At 54.1% G+C, this 20,171-nt stretch carries 18 protein-coding genes and 1 tRNA gene; 11 read left to right on the top strand and 8 right to left on the bottom strand.

Going from position 1 to position 20,171, the window contains the following annotated elements; translation table 11 throughout:
* Window positions 1-172: 172 nt before the first annotated feature.
* On the top strand, window positions 173-976 hold the full coding sequence (dkgB, locus tag INF73_RS11445) for a 2,5-didehydrogluconate reductase DkgB (protein ID WP_028015602.1): 804 nt from the start codon (window positions 173-175) through the stop codon (window positions 974-976).
* A gap of 28 nt (window positions 977-1,004) precedes the next feature.
* Here the strand turns inward: dkgB and yafC are convergent, their stop codons facing one another.
* Window positions 1,005-1,910, bottom strand: a complete 906-nt coding sequence (yafC, locus tag INF73_RS11440) for a DNA-binding transcriptional regulator YafC (RefSeq protein ID WP_028015603.1) — start codon at window positions 1,908-1,910, stop codon at window positions 1,005-1,007.
* A gap of 104 nt (window positions 1,911-2,014) precedes the next feature.
* Between yafC and INF73_RS11435 the strand changes: the two genes are divergently transcribed.
* The 3 genes from INF73_RS11435 (at window position 2,015) to INF73_RS11425 (ending at window position 4,976) form a co-directional block, all read left to right on the top strand.
* Window positions 2,015-3,190, top strand: coding sequence for an MFS transporter (locus INF73_RS11435; protein ID WP_028015604.1), 1,176 nt, complete (start codon window positions 2,015-2,017; stop codon window positions 3,188-3,190).
* A 136-nt stretch (window positions 3,191-3,326) separates the two neighbouring features.
* Entirely contained in the window at window positions 3,327-4,127 is an 801-nt protein-coding gene (locus INF73_RS11430; RefSeq protein WP_028015605.1) for an endonuclease/exonuclease/phosphatase family protein, read from the top strand.
* Window positions 4,128-4,202: 75 nt separating this feature from the next.
* Window positions 4,203-4,976 (top strand): class I SAM-dependent methyltransferase, encoded by a 774-nt coding sequence (locus tag INF73_RS11425; protein WP_045261183.1) that lies wholly within the window; start codon window positions 4,203-4,205, stop codon window positions 4,974-4,976.
* 52 nt (window positions 4,977-5,028) lie between these two features.
* Here INF73_RS11425 and mltD read toward each other — a convergent pair whose 3' ends face one another.
* Together mltD and gloB are read right to left on the bottom strand one after the other, a co-directional pair.
* Window positions 5,029-6,393: a murein transglycosylase D gene (mltD, locus tag INF73_RS11420; RefSeq protein ID WP_045261184.1), complete on the bottom strand. Its 1,365-nt coding sequence runs from the start codon at window positions 6,391-6,393 to the stop codon at window positions 5,029-5,031.
* A 68-nt stretch (window positions 6,394-6,461) separates the two neighbouring features.
* Complete coding sequence (gloB, locus tag INF73_RS11415) at window positions 6,462-7,220, bottom strand: hydroxyacylglutathione hydrolase (RefSeq protein WP_193541130.1); 759 nt, start codon at window positions 7,218-7,220, stop codon at window positions 6,462-6,464.
* A 32-nt stretch (window positions 7,221-7,252) separates the two neighbouring features.
* Between gloB and INF73_RS11410 the strand changes: the two genes are divergently transcribed.
* Window positions 7,253-7,969, top strand: a complete 717-nt coding sequence (locus tag INF73_RS11410; protein WP_193051914.1) for a class I SAM-dependent methyltransferase — start codon at window positions 7,253-7,255, stop codon at window positions 7,967-7,969.
* On the opposite strand, the gene rnhA is transcribed toward INF73_RS11410, so the two are convergent.
* Window positions 7,970-8,437, bottom strand: coding sequence for a ribonuclease HI (rnhA, locus tag INF73_RS11405; RefSeq protein ID WP_028015610.1), 468 nt, complete (start codon window positions 8,435-8,437; stop codon window positions 7,970-7,972).
* A 64-nt stretch (window positions 8,438-8,501) separates the two neighbouring features.
* Here rnhA and dnaQ point away from each other — a divergent pair, with 64 nt between their 5' ends.
* Together dnaQ and INF73_RS11395 are read left to right on the top strand one after the other, a co-directional pair.
* Entirely contained in the window at window positions 8,502-9,233 is a 732-nt protein-coding gene (dnaQ, locus tag INF73_RS11400) for a DNA polymerase III subunit epsilon (RefSeq protein ID WP_028015611.1), read from the top strand.
* A gap of 132 nt (window positions 9,234-9,365) precedes the next feature.
* Window positions 9,366-9,442, top strand: a tRNA-Asp gene (locus tag INF73_RS11395).
* 37 nt (window positions 9,443-9,479) lie between these two features.
* On the opposite strand, the gene INF73_RS11390 is transcribed toward INF73_RS11395, so the two are convergent.
* A complete protein-coding gene (locus tag INF73_RS11390; RefSeq protein ID WP_193541132.1) occupies window positions 9,480-10,412 on the bottom strand; it encodes a DMT family transporter in 933 nt (310 codons plus the stop codon).
* Window positions 10,413-10,513: 101 nt separating this feature from the next.
* Between INF73_RS11390 and INF73_RS11385 the strand changes: the two genes are divergently transcribed.
* Both INF73_RS11385 and INF73_RS11380 read left to right on the top strand, forming a co-directional pair.
* A complete protein-coding gene (locus INF73_RS11385) occupies window positions 10,514-11,428 on the top strand; it encodes a LysR family transcriptional regulator (protein ID WP_041911171.1) in 915 nt (304 codons plus the stop codon).
* A 144-nt stretch (window positions 11,429-11,572) separates the two neighbouring features.
* On the top strand, window positions 11,573-13,519 hold the full coding sequence (locus tag INF73_RS11380; protein WP_082071020.1) for a TonB-dependent copper receptor: 1,947 nt from the start codon (window positions 11,573-11,575) through the stop codon (window positions 13,517-13,519).
* Between the two features lie 78 nt (window positions 13,520-13,597).
* Here INF73_RS11380 and INF73_RS11375 read toward each other — a convergent pair whose 3' ends face one another.
* The 3 genes from INF73_RS11375 to INF73_RS11365 form a co-directional block, all read right to left on the bottom strand.
* A complete protein-coding gene (locus INF73_RS11375) occupies window positions 13,598-14,284 on the bottom strand; it encodes a response regulator transcription factor (protein ID WP_041911170.1) in 687 nt (228 codons plus the stop codon).
* Window positions 14,285-14,368: 84 nt separating this feature from the next.
* A complete protein-coding gene (locus tag INF73_RS11370) occupies window positions 14,369-17,701 on the bottom strand; it encodes an ATP-binding protein (protein ID WP_193541134.1) in 3,333 nt (1,110 codons plus the stop codon).
* A gap of 2 nt (window positions 17,702-17,703) precedes the next feature.
* The gene (locus INF73_RS11365; RefSeq protein ID WP_028015617.1) at window positions 17,704-18,300 is read right to left on the bottom strand and encodes a response regulator transcription factor; all 597 of its coding nucleotides are present in this window, start codon (window positions 18,298-18,300) and stop codon (window positions 17,704-17,706) included.
* A gap of 535 nt (window positions 18,301-18,835) precedes the next feature.
* Between INF73_RS11365 and INF73_RS11360 the strand changes: the two genes are divergently transcribed.
* Window positions 18,836-19,576: a helix-turn-helix domain-containing protein gene (locus INF73_RS11360; RefSeq protein ID WP_028015618.1), complete on the top strand. Its 741-nt coding sequence runs from the start codon at window positions 18,836-18,838 to the stop codon at window positions 19,574-19,576.
* A complete protein-coding gene (locus tag INF73_RS11355; RefSeq protein WP_126296587.1) occupies window positions 19,546-20,025 on the top strand; it encodes a hypothetical protein in 480 nt (159 codons plus the stop codon). Before INF73_RS11360 ends, INF73_RS11355 begins: the two co-directional genes overlap by 31 nt.
* Window positions 20,026-20,171 lie beyond the last annotated feature (146 nt).

Here is a 20,171-nt window from a genome sequence, read left to right as displayed (position 1 = left end):
TCCGTTCCGCCACTTATTAAAAGCCCTGAGTTAACGCTCAGGGCTTTTTTCATATCTGACGATTAATTATTGCGAAATTAGCAAAAATCCTCTGCGTTTTACGATCTTTTTCTCTATAACACCGCCAGCGATAATCGTCCTCAGTTAACGAACATAACAATTGAGGAATATTATGACTCTCCCTGCATTCGGTCTTGGCACTTTCCGCCTGAAAGACGACGTAGTTATCGCATCAGTGAAAACCGCTCTTGAACTGGGCTATCGCGCAATTGATACGGCACAGATCTATGAAAACGAAGCTGCCGTTGGACAGGCTCTTGAAGAGAGCGGTGTACCGCGTAATGAACTGTTCATCACCACCAAAATCTGGATCGAAAACCTCAGCAAAGACAAGCTGATCCCAAGCCTGAAAGAGAGCCTGAAGAAACTGCGTACCGACTATGTCGATCTGACGCTGATCCACTGGCCGTCACCGAACGATGCCGTTTCTGTGGAAGAGTTCATGCAGGCGCTGCTGGAAGCGAAAAAGCAGGGCCTGACCCGTGAAATTGGTATTTCCAACTTCACCATCCCGCTGATGGAAAAAGCCATTGCCGCAGTTGGCGCAGAAAATATTGCGACAAACCAGATCGAGCTGTCTCCATACCTGCAAAACCGCAAAGTCGTGGACTGGGCAAAGCAGCACGGTATCCATATTACCTCTTACATGACGCTGGCCTACGGTAAGGCGCTGAAAGACGAGGTAATTATCCGTATCGCTGAGAAGCATAACGCCACTGCTGCGCAGGTTATTCTGGCATGGGCAATGGGTGAAGGCTATGCCGTGATCCCATCATCAACCAAGCGCGAAAACCTGGCCAGCAACCTGCTAGCGCTGGATCTTCATCTGGATGACGATGATAAAAAAGCGATCGCAGCACTGGAGTGCAACGACCGCCTGGTGAGTCCGGAAGGTTTAGCCCCTGACTGGGATTAATAAGACCCTCCCTCTGTAACCTGAACCCTCACACAGCTCCTCCGGGAGCTGTTTTTATATGCTCGCTAAGGAAGTCGATAAAGGCGCGTATGCGCGTGCTTACCGCTCTGTCGCTGTAATACACCGCGCTGAAAGGCATCTCGACCGGCAAACGTTTATCGGCCATTAGCTCTACCAGTTCACCCCGCGCTATCTCTTTATCAATCATATAGTCTGACAAGCAGGCGATCCCATTCCCTTCCAGGCAAAGCTGCTTCAGCGTTTCTCCGCTGTTAGACGATAACCCGCAGGTAATTTCATGAAGCTGGCCATCATGACAGGCAACAGGCCAGGTGTTCAGCGACACCGGCTCCGTAAAGCCCAGGCACAGATGCTGCTTCAGTTCTTCAACCGTCTCCGGTTTACCATGTTCAGCAATATACTGTGGCGACGCGATAATTTTACGGTAGCTGGCAAACAGCGGGCGGGCCCGCAGGCTGGAATCCGTCAGGGTTCCCGCCCGAATAGCCACATCCACTTTCCGCTCGATGAGGTTAATAAACGTCTCGGACGAAACCAGAGAGAGCGTCATCTCCGGATAGCGTTCACGGAAAGGTTTGATTAACGGCATCAGAAAATGAAGCACAACCGGCGTGGCAGCATCAATGCGCAGCAACCCGCGCGGCGTGCTGCGGGTTTCCATAATCTCCGTCTCCGCTGCGGCCATCTCCTGCAGCACCGACTGCACGCGGCGGAAATAACGTTCCCCTTCTTCCGTCAGGCTGAGCTGCCGCGTCGTTCGGTTGAGCAGACTTACCCCAAGCTTCATCTCCAGCTTTTTCACCGAGCGGCTAATGGCCGAGTTAGCCTGTCCCAGCTGCTCGGCCGCGCGGCTAAAGCTGCCGCTTTCGACGACGGCGACAAAGATTGTCAGCTCTTCAGACGTTGCTTTCATTGTTGCACCACCTGCAAAATTCTATTGATATTTTGACCATTTTTGTTATTTAAGCACTGGCGCATACTGCCTGTCATCTTAATCCTGATGATACGGAGTATTTTATGCCACTGGCGCTACTTGCCCTGACGATCAGTGCCTTTGCAATTGGCACGACCGAATTTGTTATCGTGGGACTGGTTCCCACCATCGCTAACCAGCTTGCCATCTCGCTGCCCTCAGCCGGGTTACTGGTGTCCATCTACGCCCTGGGCGTTGCCGTCGGCGCGCCGGTGCTGACGGCCCTGACCGGACGTTTTCCGCGTAAGCAGCTGTTAGTCGCGCTGATGGTGCTGTTTACCGCCGGGAACGTTCTGGCCTGGCAGGCACCGGACTACACCACGCTGGTGATTGCCCGCCTGCTGACCGGTCTGGCACACGGCGTGTTCTTCTCGATTGGTTCCACCATTGCAACCAGCCTGGTCCCCAAAGAGAAAGCGGCTTCAGCGATCGCGATCATGTTCGGTGGGTTGACCGTCGCACTGGTCACAGGCGTACCGTTGGGAACGTTTATCGGACAGCATTTCGGCTGGCGTGAAACGTTCCTGGCCGTCTCCTTACTGGGCGTTATCGCTCTGGTGACTAGCCTGCTGCTGGTACCGTCGAATATTCCAGGCCGGGCGAGCGCCAGCCTGCGCGATCAGCTGAAAGTGCTTACCCATCCGCGTTTGCTTATCATCTATGCGGTTACGGCTCTGGGCTATGGCGGCGTATTCACTGCCTTCACCTTCCTGGCACCGATGATGCAGGACCTGGCGGGCTTCTCCCCGAATGCCGTGAGCTGGATTTTGCTGGGATACGGTATTTCTGTGGCCATTGGCAATATCTGGGGCGGCAAGCTCGCGGATAAGCATGGTGCGGTACCGGCGCTGAAATTTATCTTCGCCGCCCTGGTGGTTCTGCTGATGATTTTCCAGTTCACGGCTTCAATGCAATACGCCGCGCTGGTCACGGTACTGGTGATGGGGATCTTCGCCTTCGGTAATGTGCCAGGGCTTCAGGTTTACGTTGTCCAGAAAGCCGAGCTCTATACGCCGAATGCGGTGGATGTGGCATCCGGTCTGAATATTGCCGCTTTTAATATTGGTATCGCACTGGGCTCCATTATTGGCGGACAAACCGTCGAACACTTCGGATTAACCCAGACCCCATGGATTGGCGCGGTGATTGTCCTGGTCGCCTTCCTGCTGATTGGCCTGAGTGGACGCCTCGATAAGCCAGCCCGCGTAGCGCTGGGATAACATCAGTAAGTGCTTGCTTACAAAACTGGAAAGCGGTTTCTCAGAAATTGCGTTGAAAGTGTGACCTAAAGTCCCTATAACATTAGAACCAGTCCGTTTTCAGGGCTGGTTCATGTTACAGGGGCTGTTTCCAAAAGTGCGAAAAAATACCTATGCCATGCGTTATGTTGCCGGAATGCCCGCGGAGAGGATTTTGCCTCCGGGGTCGTTTGCGAGCATAAGCCAGGCATTACCCGCCGGCACACCGTTAAGCAGCGATGATAAAATCCGGGTGCTGGTCTGGAATATCTTCAAGCAGCAGCGCGCGGAGTGGTTATCGGTACTCAAAAATTTTGGAAAAGATGCCCACCTGGTTCTGCTCCAGGAGGCGCAAACTACCCCTGAACTGGTACGGTTTGCCACCACGAATTACCTTGCCGCCGACCAGGTGCCGGCATTTGTTCTGCCGCAGCATCCCTCTGGCGTAATGACGCTTTCTGCTGCCCATCCGGTCTACTGTTGCCCGCTCCGCGAGCGCGAACCTATCCTGCGTCTGGCGAAATCAGCGCTGGTGACGGTCTATCCGCTGCCGGATACCCGTATGCTGATGGTCGTCAATATCCACGCGGTAAACTTTAGCCTCGGCGTGGATGTGTATAGTAAGCAGTTACTTCCTATTGGCGATCAGATTGCGCATCACAGCGGGCCCATCATCATGGCAGGCGATTTTAATGCCTGGAGCCGTCCGCGCATGAATGCGCTGTATCGCTTTGCGCGCGAAATGTCGCTGCGTGAAGTTCGCTTCAGTGATGACCAGCGTAAAAAAGCTTTTGGTCGTCCTCTCGACTTTGTCTTCTATCGCGGTTTGAGCGTGCACGACGCCTCTGTACTGGTGACGCGCGCTTCGGATCACAACCCTCTACTCGTTGAATTCAGTCCCGGCAAACCTGATAAATAATGGTGTGTCAGGTCTGCCGTGGGGCAGGCCGCGCGGATGCTGCCCTTTTATTTTTAACCAACAAAGGACAGTACGATGACAACAACACACTCCCATCATGACAACGTAGAAAAACAGTTTGGTTCTCAGGCAAGTGCTTATCTGAGCAGCGCCGTGCATGCTTCAGGTCGCGATCTGGTGCGTCTCGGTGAACGTCTGGCGGCATTCCCGCAGGCGCACGTGCTGGACCTGGGATGTGGGGCAGGGCACGCCAGCTTTACGGCTGCGCAGCAGGTAGCCCACGTTACCGCATATGATTTATCGAGCCAGATGCTGGACGTCGTTGCTGAAGCGGCTAAAGCGAAAGGGTTGAACAATATTGATACGCGGCAGGGCTATGCGGAGTCTTTACCGTTTGATGACGCGTCGTTTGATGTCGCGATCAGCCGGTATTCTGCACACCACTGGCATGACGTCGGCCAGGCAATGCGCGAAGTCAGACGTGTTCTGAAGCCGGGTGGCACCTTCATCATTATGGACGTGATGTCTCCCGGACATCCGGTGCGTAATATCTGGCTGCAGACGGTCGAAGCGCTGCGCGACACCTCGCACGTTCAAAACTACGCCAGCGGGGAGTGGTTATCGTTTATCACTGAAGCCGGGCTGATTGCGCGCTCGTTAATAACAGACCGTTTACCGCTGGAGTTCAGCTCCTGGATAGCCCGTATGCGTACCCCGGAGGCGTTAAGCCAGGCAATTAGGCTTTACCAGGAGAGTGCGTCCGCAGAGGTGAAGGCGTACTTTGAACTGCAGGCGGATGGCTCATTTACGAGCGATACCATCATGGCTGAAGCGCAAAAAGCGGGATAAACAAAAAAGGCACCGAGGGGAATCGGTGCCTTTTTATCTTTCGATCGTGTAATCAGGAGTCTGGCGTGGCGCTGTTCTTCACAAACAGCGTCAGCTGGTCGCCTGGTTTCAGATTGTCAGTATCATTATTCCAGCGCATCACATCTTTGATGTTCACGCCGTGACGTTTTGCGATACTGGACAGCGAATCACCCTTACGCACGCGATAGGTAATGCTATCGCTGTTGTTGGCAAGACGCTGAGCGCTGCTACCTGCGCCAACCGTCAGATTCTGACCCACTTTCAAGCCCGATCCACGCAGATTGTTCCACTGCTGAAGATCTTTTGCGCTCACGCCAAGACGTGAGGCAATGCCTGAAAGGGTATCCCCTGAACGCACCTTATAGCTGCGGCTGCTAACGGATGAAGCATCGGCGATCAGCGTTGACTGAACGGCGGCAATTTCACCCGATGCTAAAGACTCACGTAACTGCGCCGCATGTTTCTGCGGAACCATCACATACTGCGGGCCGCTTGCCCCCAGCGTCGAGCCTTTAACGCCAGCATTAAAGGTTTTCAATTTACTTACCGACATACCCGTCATATCAGCAACTTGTTGAATATCAACCGGATTGCTGAGGCGAACGCGCGCCAGTGCACGACTTTCGTCTGGTGTTGGCAGTTGTACACCGTAACGCTTGCTGTTCTTGAGAATATCGCTCAAGGCCAGCATCTTCGGTACGTAAATCTTCGTTTCCTGTGGCAGTGAGAGCGACCAAAAATCGGTGGATTTACCCCGTGCTTTATTCGCTTTCATTGCCTTCAGTACACGACCTTCGCCGCTATTATACGCTGCGACCGTTAACAGCCAGTCGCCGTCAAACATCTTGTTCAGACGTTGCATCATATCGAGAGCGGCTGTCGTTGAAGCGACAACATCGCGACGCGCATCATAGTTGCGGGTCTGTTTCAGACCATAGTTTCGCCCGGTGCTCGGAATGATCTGCCAAATGCCTGCGGCATTGGCGCCAGACGTCGCGTGTGGGTCAAAAGCGCTCTCCACTATGGGTAGGAGTACCAGCTCCATAGGCATGTTACGTTTTTTAACTTGCCCGGCTATCCAGTACATATACGGCTCTGCCCGTAACGTTACATCGTGGAGATAGCTCTTATTTCTTAAATACTTCTGTTTCTGTTCGCGAATCCGGCTGTTTTCCGGAATTCCCATCTTTAGCTCGTCGCCAATAGAGGTCCACAAGTCTTGCTCCTGCGCGAAAGATGTCCCATCGTCCATCCAGCGCGCCGAACTTGTAAACTTCCCTGCTTCCCCTTGACCAGCTGCAGAAAGGCTCTGTGCGTGCTGTTGTACGTTGCTGCCGTTCTGCGACTGGCAACCTACAAGCAGGACAGAGGCGAGTAATATCGCTTTTGCCTTCATGTGTGTGTCAATAGTTGCTTAAAAGACGAGCGATGATAACGGCGAAATTTTGAAAAGGCAACCCGCATTTATCTGAAGTTATCTTTCTTTGACCTTAACCATGCAAATCGCTGTTCAGGTTGTTGCAAATTTGTTTCTTGGTTAATTTTATTAATTAAATCAATATCATCTGTTCGTAAAAATAAATTAATCTGACGCTCATTTTTCAGAATTACGGGCAGTGTATTTTGGTTTTTTGCACGTAACTCCTTCACTTTGTGATAATAATCCTGAATCGCTCGATCCTCGGGTAAGAGGCTTGCAGCAAACTTCATATTTCCTAACGTATACTCATGGGCGCAACAAATAAGGGTATCATCCGGTAATGCGCTAAACTTTTGTAAAGACTGATACATCTGTTCCGGCGTGCCTTCAAACAGTCTTCCGCAGCCGCCAGAAAACAAGGTGTCGCCACAAAAAAGATAAGGTTTGCTGTAGAAACACAGATGTCCCAAAGTGTGACCCGGTGTAGCAAATACGGAAAACTCCCACTCGTGGATGAGGATATTTTCGCCTTCTTCGACTACTTGCGTCGTTCCCTTATTTTGTGTCTCAGCCGGTCCGTACACCACAAGATGTGGAAATTGGGCCCGCAGTTCCTGCACGCCGCCAGTGTGATCGTTATGATGATGCGTCAACAGAATGGCGTCAGGCTGCCAGCCGTTATCATTTATGGCGCGCAGTACAGGGGCGGATTCGCCGGGATCGACAATGACGCATCGACGCTCGTCATCGACCAAAACCCAGATGTAATTGTCCTCAAAAGCGGGAATACTGATAAGATTCATACATTACCTCTTATAACGTGGCGGGTGTTTTGATGAAACCGGCAAGGATACCTCAGACTGTCGCAGCACCGGAACGTTGGGCGGAATTGCCCTGGGGTGAATACTATCGCGAGGCACTGGAGCAGCAGCTGAAGCCCTGGCTCGCGAAATTGTATGGCTTTCACCTGCTTAAGATTGGCAATCTCAGCGCGGAAATCAATACCGAAAGCTGCGCTATCTCACATCAGGTTAACGTCTCTCTCGGCGGATCGCCGGTTCAGGTGAAGGCAGACCCGTTGCATCTGCCGTTCGCAGAGAAATCCGTTGATGCATGCCTTCTTGCACACGCGTTGCCCTGGTGCAGCGATCCTCACCGTATGCTGCGTGAAGCCGATCGCGTTCTGATTGATGACGGCTGGCTGATCCTCAGCGGATTCAATCCGCTGAGCCTGATGGGGCTGCGCAAGCTGGTACCCGTGCTGCGCCGAACGCCACCCTATAACAGCCGAATGTTCACCATGATGCGCCAGCTCGACTGGCTTTCACTGCTGAACTTTGAAGTGCTCTGCTACGGCGGTTTTCAGGTACTGCCGTGGGCGCGGAAGGGGGGAGTGTTGTTAAGCACGCATTTGCCCGCCTTAGGCTGCATGCAGTTTATCGTCGCGCGTAAGCGAACCATCCCCCTTACGCTTAACCCGATGAAGCAGAGCAAATCGAAAACGCCTATCCGGCAGACCGTTGGCGCAACGCGGCAGTACAGAAAGCCCTGATCAGGATTCAGGCTGGTAGCCTGCATCCTCATGGGCCGGGTTTAAAGCCGCCGCGCGCGCCAGTTCGTCGCAGCGTTCGTTCTCAGGGTGACCAGCATGCCCTTTTACCCATTCCCATTTTATTTGGTGCTGACCTAATGCCGCATCCAGCCGCTTCCAGAGATCGACATTTTTAACCGGCTTTTTATCCGCAGTTTTCCAGCCGCGTTTTTTCCAGTTGTGGATCCACTGGGTGATACCCTGGCGCACGTACTGGCTGTCGGTACTGAGCACCACGTCGCAGTGTTCTTTTAAGGCTTCCAGCGCCACAATGGCCGCCATCAACTCCATACGGTTGTTGGTGGTCAGGAAATAGCCTTCGCTAAAAGTTTTTTCATGCTGGCGATAGCGCATAATCGCGCCGTAGCCGCCGGGCCCTGGGTTGCCGAGACAAGATCCATCGGTGAAAATTTCTACCTGTTTACGCATCTCTGGTAGACTTCCTGTATTTGAAACGTTCAGTTAAACGATAAGTCTGACATAAATGACCGCTATGAGCACTGCAATTACTCGCCAGATTGTCCTCGATACCGAAACCACCGGTATGAACCAGATCGGCGCGCACTACGAAGGGCATAAGATCATTGAGATCGGTGCCGTTGAAGTGGTGAACCGTCGTCTCACGGGGAACAACTTCCACGTGTATCTCAAACCCGATCGGCTGGTGGATCCAGAGGCGTTCGGCGTTCACGGTATTGCCGATGAGTTCTTGCTGGATAAACCGACCTTTGGAGAGGTGGCAGACGAGTTTCTGGAGTACATCAAAGGCGCCGAACTCATCATCCATAACGCCTCGTTCGATATCGGCTTTATGGACTATGAGTTTAGTAAGCTCCATCGCGATATTCCGAAAACAAACACCTTTTGCAAAGTGACCGATAGCCTGGCGCTGGCGAGGAAGATGTTTCCCGGCAAGCGTAACAGCCTCGATGCGCTCTGTTCACGTTACGAAATAGACAACACCAAGCGAACGCTGCACGGGGCATTGCTCGATGCCCAGATCCTGGCCGACGTCTATCTGGCAATGACCGGCGGACAGACGTCGATGAAGTTCAGCATGGAAAATGAGTCACAGCAGACGCAGGGCGAAGCGGGCATTCAGCGCGTTGTCCGTCAGGCAAGCCGCTTGCGGGTTGTTTTAGCCAGTGATGAAGAGCTACTTAACCATGAATCCCGTCTCGACCTGGTGCAGAAGAAGGGCGGAAGCTGTATGTGGCGCGCCTGAAAAAACACCACAATGCCTGTAAAATCATCGGTTGGGTGAATTTTGCAGCAAACGATTCAAAACGTGAGAAAAAGCGTTGACGAGATCGGAGGCACACCGTAATATGCGCCTCGTTCCCCAAGCGGGAACAGTGGAGCGGTAGTTCAGTCGGTTAGAATACCTGCCTGTCACGCAGGGGGTCGCGGGTTCGAGTCCCGTCCGTTCCGCCACTATTCAGGCCCACGTTATTTATAACGTGGGCCTTTTTCATATCTGTACTTTTTCGTCTGCGCGTTCGATCTTCGCGACTTTCCTTTGCGAGGCGCGAGAGCAGAGGGCAATGCCAAACAGAATCAGTACCGTGCTGATCAGATGATACGAGTGCAACGTAACGTGCAGGAACATCACGCTGAACAGACCGCCGCTCAGCGGAATTAGGTGGGAATAAATCTCCCCGCGGGTTGCACCGATAGCCGCAATGCCTTTATTCCACAGCAGGTAAGAGAGCCAGGAAGGAAAGACCACCAGGTACAGCAGCCCGCTTAAAAAGCCCGGTGCGGTATAGGCCGTCCAGTCAGGTAAGCCGGTCTTTATCAACGATATCGCCAGTACCGGTAACAACACCAGGGCACCGAGGACCGCGCTCACGGCCACAAAGGCATTCCCACCGACGCTTTTCGGCTTCATCCGCAAGAAAGCACAATAAACGGCCCAGCTGGCGGCAGAGCCCATGGTCCAGATATCGCCGCGATTCAGATTTTTAAGCGTATCCAGATGCAGCAGATCGCCCTGCATGACCAGCCAGACGACGCCCAATGAACTGAGAACAACGCCAGCAATATTCTGTACTGATATTTTCTCTTTAAAGACCAGCTTATTTATCAATAAAACCAGGGCAGGCGTTGTGGATAAATAAATAGCTGCATTAAGAGATGAAGTATATTGCAGACCGATATACAGCGTGAGTGGGAACATAACCTGTCCGCACAGCGCAAGAAATATGATCGTACCTTTCGCTTTTTTCATCATCGGCCACTGGGCGCGAATCTGTCTGATATAAAGCATCGATAAAAGAAGAGCCGTAATTATCCAGCGTGCGGCGGATAATATAATCGGGTCTGCATGCGCCACCAGTAAATGACCGACGACATAATTACCCCCCCAAAAACAGGCCGCGAGACTGAGTAAAAAATAGGGCATAGAGGCTCCTGATAATAAACATTTTGTCTGCCTTTAGGGTACTGCCGGTACAGAATTAAATGCTAATATAATATTTTCATCTCACGGTATTGGCTGAAACTATGAAGTTTACTCTCAGGCAACTTGAGTTCTACATTGCGTTAGCGGAAACATTACAAATTTCCAAAGCGGCCAGCCGTTGTCATATATCGCAATCTTCCATGACGGTCTCTATGCGCAACCTGGAGGAGGCGGTGAATGCCCCTCTCTTTATCCGCCATGCAAAAGGGATCCAGTTAACTCCCGTGGGGGAGCGATTTCTCAATCATGCCCGCAAGATCCTCCACGATAGCCGCGCGGCGGTGGAGGATCTCCATCAGCAGCCTGAGGCGATTAACGGCGTCGTGCGCATCGGCATTGCCGAAACCCTTTCCGCTTATCTGCTGCCCAATCTCTGGGGCGATATCGCGCAGCGTTTTCCGCTGCTGGAGACGGCATTTCATGAGGCGCCCGCATCGCAGCTGCTTCAGGCCTTGCGTCAGGGAGATCTCGATTTTTGTCTTTTGCTGACCTCCAATATCAGCCACGATAGTACGCTTGAGGTCGAAACGTGGATCCGTTCGCCGCGCCGGTTATGGACCGCCATCGGCCATCCTCTTCTCAGCGTGCCGGAGCTTCGGTTAAAGGATGTGGAAAAGGCGCCATTTCTATTGCTGGTGACGGACGATTATCCCGATGTGATATCCGACTACTGGCAAAGCAGGGGCTGCCATCCTGACATTCATTTTCGCACCAACTCCTTTGAGGCGATTCGAAGTCTGGTCGCGCAGGGAAAGGGGGTGACGATTTTATCCGATCTGGTCTATCGCCCGTGGGCGCTCGGCGGTCAGCGCGTGATCCGGCGCACCATTGACGACTGCATTACCTATATGGATGTGGGCATCGTCAAAAACGTCGGGCAGCCGCTTTCGCCGGCCTGTTTGCGGTTGATGGATTTTTTACGACAGCAAACGGCACGCCTGGGCGAAGCGCGCTGAACTGCGTCCCTGAGATTTCCGTTATCCGCCAGATATTTCCTGATTTCCCTGAGGGCCTTCTTGCCCGCAGGTCGTGTATTCCGCTGCTGGGGATGAAGACAATAAGCGCCTTGCTTATTTTCTTTACCGAAACGGAATTGTGCTATGTCTGGTATCACCGCGAGCGGTATTCGTTCCCTGCTCGCCTCCCGTCCACTCTTGTTGGTTCTCTGCTGTGCCACCGCTTGGCCGGCATACGCTGAAGAGTCGATGACCGTTGAGGGGTATTATCGCGATCCCGCGTCATTTATCGCTCCGGCTCATACTCCAGCACAACAATTGCCTGCCAGCGACGGTGCGGGCGCGCTAAAAAACATCCCGGGTTTTTCCGTACTGCGCAGCGGCGGGAGTAACGGCGATCCGGTGTTGCGCGGAATGTTCGGCTCCCGGCTGACGCTTCTTGCAGACGGCGTCAGCACTCAGGGGGGCTGCGGCTCGCGCATGGACACCCCAACGGCCTATATCACTCCGCAAAGTTACGACACGATAACCGTCATCAAAGGCCCACAAAGCGTGCTCTGGGGGCCAATGGGGTCCGCCGGAACATTGCTTTTTGAACGCCAGCCGGACTATTTCAGCGTACCTGAGCTAAAAGGCAGCGCTGAGCTGCTGCGGGGCGCTAACGGGCGCGCGGATCAAAACCTTAATCTCGCGTTTGGCGACCCGCGCGGCTACGTCCGCCTGGACGGTAATCATTCGGAGGCGGATGACTACCGGGATGGTCATGGCAACCGCGTGCCTGGCCTGTGGCGCAGATGGAACAGCGGCGTCACGGTTGGGCTCACGCCTGATGAGGACTCGCTGGCGGAGCTAAGCGTGGGAGCCAGCGACGGTAAAGCCCGCTATGCGGGGCGGATGATGGATGGTAGCCGTTTTGCCCGTAAAAGCGCGGCGCTAAAACTGGAGAAATATCACCTGAGCGAGCACGTCAGCAAACTTAGCTGGCAGCTCTATGCCAATGATACTGACCACATCATGGATAACTACAGCCTGCGTCAGCCCGTTGGACCGAAGCGTAAGTCTGAAGTTGGCGGCGTGGTGATGGGCAGCCGCCTTGCCGGCGTGTGGGAAGATGAAACCACCACGATTACCGCCGGCGCGGACGTAATGCGTAAAAGTCACCGTAAAAAAAGCGCGGGATCGTGGCGTGACGATGCCCGTTTTACCCAGGCGGGTCTGTTTAGCGAATGGCGCCAGTCCGTCACGGCGGACGATACGGTCATCGTGGGTGCGAGACTGGATAGCATTCGCGCGGACGATCGGCGCAGCGCGCAAAATAGCTCCCGGCACGACCTCCTGCCCGGCGCGTTCACGCGCTATGAGTATCGCGTACCTGACGCACCCGTCATGCTTTATAGCGGCATCGGTTATACCGAACGTTTTCCTGATTACTGGGAGCTATTTTCCGGCAAGGCTGGAGAACAAAGCTTTCGTCAGCTGAAAACAGAAAAGACCCTGCAATGGGATAGCGGCGTGCAGTTACACGGCGACAAGGTTAGCGCCTGGGCATCGGCCTATGTCGGGCGAACTACCGATTACATTCTGTTTGATTATAGCCGCACGCCGTCGCAGGCCAGCAACATCAATGCCGCCGTTATGGGCGCGGAGACGGGCGCAAGCTGGAGCCTGACGCCCAACTGGGCACTGACGGGAAGCCTGAGCTACGCCTGGGGCGAGAATCGTAGCGATAAACAGCCGCTGCCGCAGATGCCGCCGCTCGAAGGGCGGCTGGCGCTGGACTATACCGGGCAACAGTGGCGCACCGGATTACTCTGGCGTGTGGTTGCGCCGCAGCATCGCGTGGCGCAAAACAAAGGTAACGTCACCGGCCAGGATCTCGGACCGAGCGCGGGGTTTGGCGTGCTTTCGTGGAGCGCGGGCTACACATTTAACGACCATTTTGAGTCCCGCGTGGGTATTGAGAATCTGTTCAATAAATACTACAGCGAGCACCTCAACCTGGCGGGCGCCAGCCAGTTCGGATACGCCGCAAATCAGCAAATCCCTGAACCGGGGCGCGTCTGGTGGCTGGCGATGACATACCATTTCTGATCCTGAGCGTCATTGCTGAGAGCGACCGTTGAGGCGTACGTTTGCCTCTACCGCCTGTTTACAGGCGGTTTTTTTATTTCAGATAGCAATATCGAACATTTGCGTTTTCGCCAGCAGGCAATAGAGCTGACAGTCGCTGTTAACCCCCAGTTTTTCCATCGCGCGCAGCTTATGGGCGCTGACGGTTTTATTACTCAAATGCAGCTGTCTGGCGATCTCTGTCAGACTCATCCCTTTGCAGAGCATACGCAACACATCAATTTCACGGGGCGAGAGCTCTTGCTCCGTTTGTGCACCGGTCTGGAACAGGGAATGCATCAGCTCGCGCTCAATATAGACTTCCCCATTGATCACCGACGTCAGCGTTCTGCTCAGGGTTTTCTCACAGGTGTCCCGACTAATATAGGCTTTGGCGCCTGCCTCCAGCGACATGCGGATAAGCTGCGTGTTTTTGTAGGGCGAAAGCACAATGATTTTAAGCTGCGGATATTTACGGCTGAGCCATTTAATCAGCAATACGCCGTCCATTCCGTTGAGCGGGTTAACGGTTTGGCTGGTGGCAAGAGAAAAGCCAAGGAACAGAATGTCGACAGGCTGTTGGGATAGCAGTGAAAGCAGCTCAGATGGCGTTGCGGTATCGCCCTGAATGCAAAACTCCGGGCGGGGTGAGCCGTCGCTGAAAAGAGAGGGCATATTGGTGATCATGGATAAGACGCCACGACGGATAATAGTGTGCTCATCGGCAATAGCGATACGGACTTTCATGGTTTCTCCTTCGAAAATGTGGGCGACGGTAGGGATAACGCCGCCGGATGACCAGAAAGATACAGATCCTGTGCAGAGCATTCTTTAGTACTTGTCAGATAATTCCTTCAGTGCGGTATCGAGTTGCTGCAGATTGGCTTCCATGCGCGCGCAGAAACGCGATGTCAGCGCAGGCAGGGCTTCAGCCGTTATGACCCCAGCCGCCAGCATCTCCGGCAACACTTCAATCGCCTGACAGGTGCGGGTGGCGTTGCGCATGGCAAAGAGGCTCCAGGAGGCCTTCAGACGATGCGCGAGCTGGCTTAGCGTTTGCGGTGACGGGGTGTTTTCCCGTAGCTGTCGAATATCAAGGGTAATGGCTTCGCGCATTTGCTCGCGCATCAGGGTCATGATCTCCGGTTGACCGTTGGCCAGACGCCGGAGTTCGCTGAGGTCAGGCCCCTGATTGTGCAGGCTGTATTGCTGCGCCAGCGCCTGATGCAGGGCATTGAGGGAGAGCGGTTTTCGCAATAACGCGTCCATCCCGGCATGTTTTGCCCGATCGTCCTCACTCTGCAGCGCGCTGGCGGTGTAACCGAGAATAGCGGCCGGCGCGGTGATGCTGCCGGCAATATCGCGCAGGAGTATTAACGATGTAAGTTGATAGCCGTCCATGAGGGCCATCTGGCAGTCGGTTATCAGGATATCCACCGGCTCGTTTTCCAGGCGCGCAAGCGCTTCGCCAGAGCTGGCGCAAGGAATAACCTCCTGACCCAGCTCCTGCAGCTGGAGCGCTAACACCGTCAGGTTTGCCGGAAAATCGTCAACGATCATAATGCGATGCGGTGGCAGCGGGGTTATTACAGGTGTCTCATCGGCCGTTGCCGCCGCGCTGGCGACGTGAAGCGGTATGCTCACCGTCACCTGCGTACCGCTCCCCGCTTCGCTGGCTATCGTCAGCACGCCTCCCATCAGCTCGACTAACTGGTAACAGATCGCCAGCCCTAGCCCGCTGCTTTGCGGCGTGCTGCTGTCAGTCTGAAACCACGGCTGGCCGAGGTGTGGAAGGGCATCGGCCGGGATACCGATGCCAGTGTCGCGAATCAACAGCTGCAAATGTTCACCGTTGAGCTCGGCGTGAAAAACAATTTCTCCCTGCGGCGTATATTTAATGGCGTTGCCCAACAGATTGGCGATGACCTGATTCAGTCGTGCTTTATCGAACAGGAACCAGCCGTCGTGCGGCACGTTCAACTCGCTACGCCAGTGGAGACCTTTAGCGTTGGCGCTGCTGGCAAAAATCTCCGCGCTGGCGTTAAGCGTCTGCCACAGGGGCCAGGCCTGTGGCTCCAGCCTTAACTCGCCAGCTTCAATGCGCGACAAATCCAGTACGCCGCCAATCACGTCGCGCAAAGCCCCGGCTGCCTGCCAGGCGATGTTGAGGGACTCGCTTTTGTCGCGCTCCATCTCAAGCAGGCCCAGCATGGCGTTGAGCGGGGTACGAATGTCATGGCTCATGCGGGCGAGGAAGTTCGATTTTTCAGTGCTGGCCTGCTCCGCCTGCGCCAGCGCCTGATTGAGCGCAGCGGTCAGCGCGGCTTTTTCAGTGATATCGATCCAGCCTCCGACCACGCCCTGAGGCCGCCCCCGCGTATCGGTATAGCGGCAAAGCCACCAGTAAAGGGTGGAATTGTTCTGAGTGGTTTCACCCGTTAACGGCGACGCGGCATGGAGCAGCGAGAGGCGATGGGGCAACGTAAACTGTTGGGCAAGCTCGCCCAGAGGCAGGCTGGAAAAGGGAGCGCCCTCTTCGGGCTGTGCCGTGAGTAACGGTGAGTGAATAAAGGAGTCGTTATAGCGCGTCAGCCGCCCGGTCGGATCGCAGACAAACAGCGGCACCGGGACATTGTTCATCAGAGTTTGCCAGAGTGAGAGCGCGTTGTGCAGCTCTGCCGTGTCCCGCTCGCGCTGACGTCGCTGGCTCTGCGCGGCGCTAAAGGTCAGCAGGGCGACGAATGCCGCGCAAATTGCCACCACGGCGAGCATGACCAGCCATAGCGATTGCACCGGGGCGGTGGGTGTCGTCTGTACGGCCTGCGACAGGTTAAGGCTCGCGTAGATATCAGCCTGCGTTACGGACGCCATGACCGCATTCACCCTTTTGGCATCCGCCGGGTCAGAAATAGTTGGTACAAACCATAGCGGCACTTCCGGCAGCGCCAGCGGCGTCAGCGACAGATTGCTGGCGTTATGCTGGCGCAGCAGGTGATGGAGTATAAACGCATCGCCCGCAAGCCCGTCCGCGCCGCCGGCTTTGAGCAACTCAAATCCCTGATCGAGCGAGTTAACCAGCACCAGGTTATCCGCAGGTAACGCCTGACGCAGTAACGTGACGAGCGGAGAGATGCGTATGACGGCAATCCGCTTATGCTGTAATGCGGACAAGGAGCCGGAAAGCGGGTTGCTGTCCTCACTTAGCAGGGCCCAGCTCAGTGAGTCAAACGTGATGGCACTCTTTGACGGTGGCGTCGCGCTGGCGACTATGCGCAACGTGTTCTCCGCATACTGAAGCGGGGGAGCATCAAGGTTGAAGGTCAGGCTATACAGGTTGGACGGAAACAGATTGAGCAGCAGATCGCGCCATACCCCCTGAATATGCCCGTCAGCCGTGAGTGTGACCATTGGCGGCGAAATAGCGGGAAGCAAAACGTGCAGCGTGATTTTGGGCGCATTTTCCTTCACGGGGGAATGGCGGGCGTCAAAGACGCTGCCGTCCGGCAAAAGCCACTTTTGTTCCAGCCATTCAGCGTCTTCCGGGTTAAGGGTGTGAATACGCTCGTTGAAGATTTCCAGCGTGTTTGCCTGCTCAGGCAGAGCCCAGGCACGAAAATGTAGCGGGGGAGTATCGTCCAGCGGCGTCAGGGTCAGCGTGGTGGCGGGGGAGTGGGTCAGCCAGTTACGTAAAACAAACTCCGGGGCGATGAATTCCCGCGCTTTCCCTGCTGCCAGCTGCCTGACGTTTTCCCCCGGTGAGGCTGAACCTGTCGCAGAGCAGCGGGGCGCGACCTCTGACGGTAATTCCGGAAAGCACAGTGTACCGCCGCGTCCCTCTTTTATGCTCAGGGACGCCAGCGGGAAAGCGAACATTGGCTCGCTGGCGACCAGATCGGCTGCAGGACGCCGGGCGGCGATTAACACATCAATGCGCTTTCGCTTCAACGCATCCAGCGCCGTTGCCGGGTCGCTAAAACGCTGGACGTCCGGCAGCGTCGTATTGCTAAACAATATGCTGAGTTCATCATCCAGAATTCCCGGCGGCCGATCGATTACGAGAAAAGGCGGCGCGGCGCTCAGCAGGCCCACGCGCAGCGCGCCAGCCGCCGCGTGCCCGCTTATCAGCATGAGGATAAATAATGTCGTCAGCCAGCCTCTGCGCATGCTCAGCTAACCAGCCCCAGACTTTGCGCGCACTGGAGCAGCTCGAAATCATTCCTGGCGTTGAGTTTGCTCATGGCACTCTTTTTTTGCGTACTGATGGTCTGCTTCGTTCGGTTAAGCTGGGCGCTGATCTCGTTCACGGTGAAACCGCGCACCAGCAGACGCAGCACTTCTGTTTCCCGTTCGGTCAACTGTGCCTGAGGCTTCACCGGTTCGATTTGCCCCCGCAGGGTGCTGCGCAGCGTCTGCAGCAGATTGTTGGACAAACTGGCTTTGTTGAGAACGGCATGCACCCCGCTGCGCCGCAGCGAGTCCAGAAGCTCAGGATTGGTGATCATGGTGACCACCACAATCATGCTCTGCGGATAATGGCGAATCAGCGAGCGGATCATGGTTAATCCGTCCGGGCTGCGCGTGCCGGGCATACTCAGGTCGGTGATGATGATATCGACAGGCTCGCTCGCCAGTTTATTCATGAGTTCATCAGCACTGAGCGCTTCGTGAACGACCCGATAAAGGTCCGGGCGCGTCTGCAGCAATGTGCGCAAGCCTAATAAATAGACAGGGTGGTCGTCGGCAATCAGAACTGTTTTTAGCATGACATCCGATCCGGCAAGGAAAAGACAGGTGTTCACCGCACATCTTAGCGAATGGCGCTTTAGCATCACTCTTACAGTGTAGAGCAGAGTGAGGTGAAAAAGAGTAGCTAAAAAGTGGTGGGCTGTATAGTTGCTGGGGGGCATCAGCCGATCCTGATGGAAAACCGAAAGGTAAAGTAACGACGTTTTCACATTCTATGATAGAGATTTTTTTCGGAGCAGCTGAATGGTTTGTTATTTATCGCGAAATAGCGGCATGGAGGGCGATATTTCTCAGGTACGGAAAGGAGTTCCTTATTGTTCAGGTTGAATATCAGGTATTGCTCAGGCGTAACTCAGAATAAACTTTCTGAAATCATGAATTGGTTGTGGAAAAATCAGGACGGGAAATAGCGCAAATGGCGAAGGTACTATCATTTATAGGGATATGTTGTTAATTTGTGCCTGAATTAGATAACAGACATGTAACTGTTAATACCTGCGCTTTTCGTCATAACAATGTAAACGCTGTAATTTTATTATCCAGGACCTACCCGTGAATAACGAAGAAATCTCTCTTTCAGCGTCAGTAACGTTCGTACCGGAAAAATCATCTCTGGCAACCGTGGATCATGGTGATATACATCTCACGCCCAACGAGCGTCGTTTGCTGGAGTTGATCCTCAGCGGCAAATGTAAAAAAGAGACCATATTTGAAGAGATCTGGCTTAACCAGGGCATGATTGTTAGCGAATCCAGCTATCACCAGCTTATAAAAATGCTCCGCCGCAAGCTGCAAAATGCCGGCCTGCCGGGCTCGATCATTAAAACCATTCCCCGTTATGGTGTAGTACTGGCACCCTGCGAAACGCAGGACAGTGAGGTCGCTTGCCCGCCGCCAGAAGAGCCTGATAACGCGTCTTGTCCCACTCCCGTCGATTGCCCGTCGTTGCCTGCTATCACGGCGGAGCCAATGAAAACTCCCCCACGTCAATACGGGGCTCTGCTGGCGGCGCTGTGCAGCTTGTTGATTATCCTTCCAACGCTGGTGGTGGTCTGCACGGCGGACACGCCGCAGGCGTTTCAGGAAAATATCTACGTAGATGGCGTCATGTTTCATCTCTCTTCGCTGCGCAGTGTCGATCGGCAGGCGCTGGCGAGAAAGCGGCATGCCCTGCCGGCGGGCATCAATAACGTGTACATCGCGTCGAACGGTCCAAAAGTGTTCGTTGCGCAATGTGAAGGCGAACTATCTCAGGAGGGAAAATGCGGTTACGAATACTATTCGTCATATTGATGGTTTGCATCAGCGTTTCGCTGGGTGGCGCGCTGGCTTACCTGACCAGCAACTACCTGGAGAGCAGAAAAGTGCCCGCCGAGCCCTGCAGCAGCGTCATACGTAATGGCAAATTTATTGATGAAAGCCTGCAGCATTACCAGTTTAATGGTGTGATCACCTGGTGGCCTAAACTCCACAGGCTAACGCTATTTGGTGTAAAAACCGATGAGGCTGGTAACCGGGTATTCAACCGAACCCTGCAGTTAAAATCGGTGACACAGAAGGGAAACGTCATCAATGGCCGGGTGGCAGAATTAAAAATCGCCGTTGGCGATCAGCTGCCGGAGAAGACCTTTCTGATAAGTGAAGATGGTCAGTATATTAACCTGTTGTTCAAGCCGATTAATAAAGATAGCTGGCTGATGAAAATTAATGATAACTGGGTAGCAATGTGTGAGTATAAATAATCTCACGATAATTTTATTATAAGACATATCCAGGCTGGCGAGTTTTAAATCTGCTGCTGCAGTGAGCTGTTCTCCTGTTTTCAGGAAGATGAATATCCTATCTTGCAACACAGGATTTCATTATTAAACCTGGAGCAGGATATCTC

The organism is Enterobacter cloacae complex sp. P6RS (assembly GCF_014982245.1).
Lineage (GTDB): Bacteria > Pseudomonadota > Gammaproteobacteria > Enterobacterales > Enterobacteriaceae > Enterobacter > Enterobacter bugandensis.
This window is presented reverse-complemented; position numbering and strand designations above follow the sequence as displayed.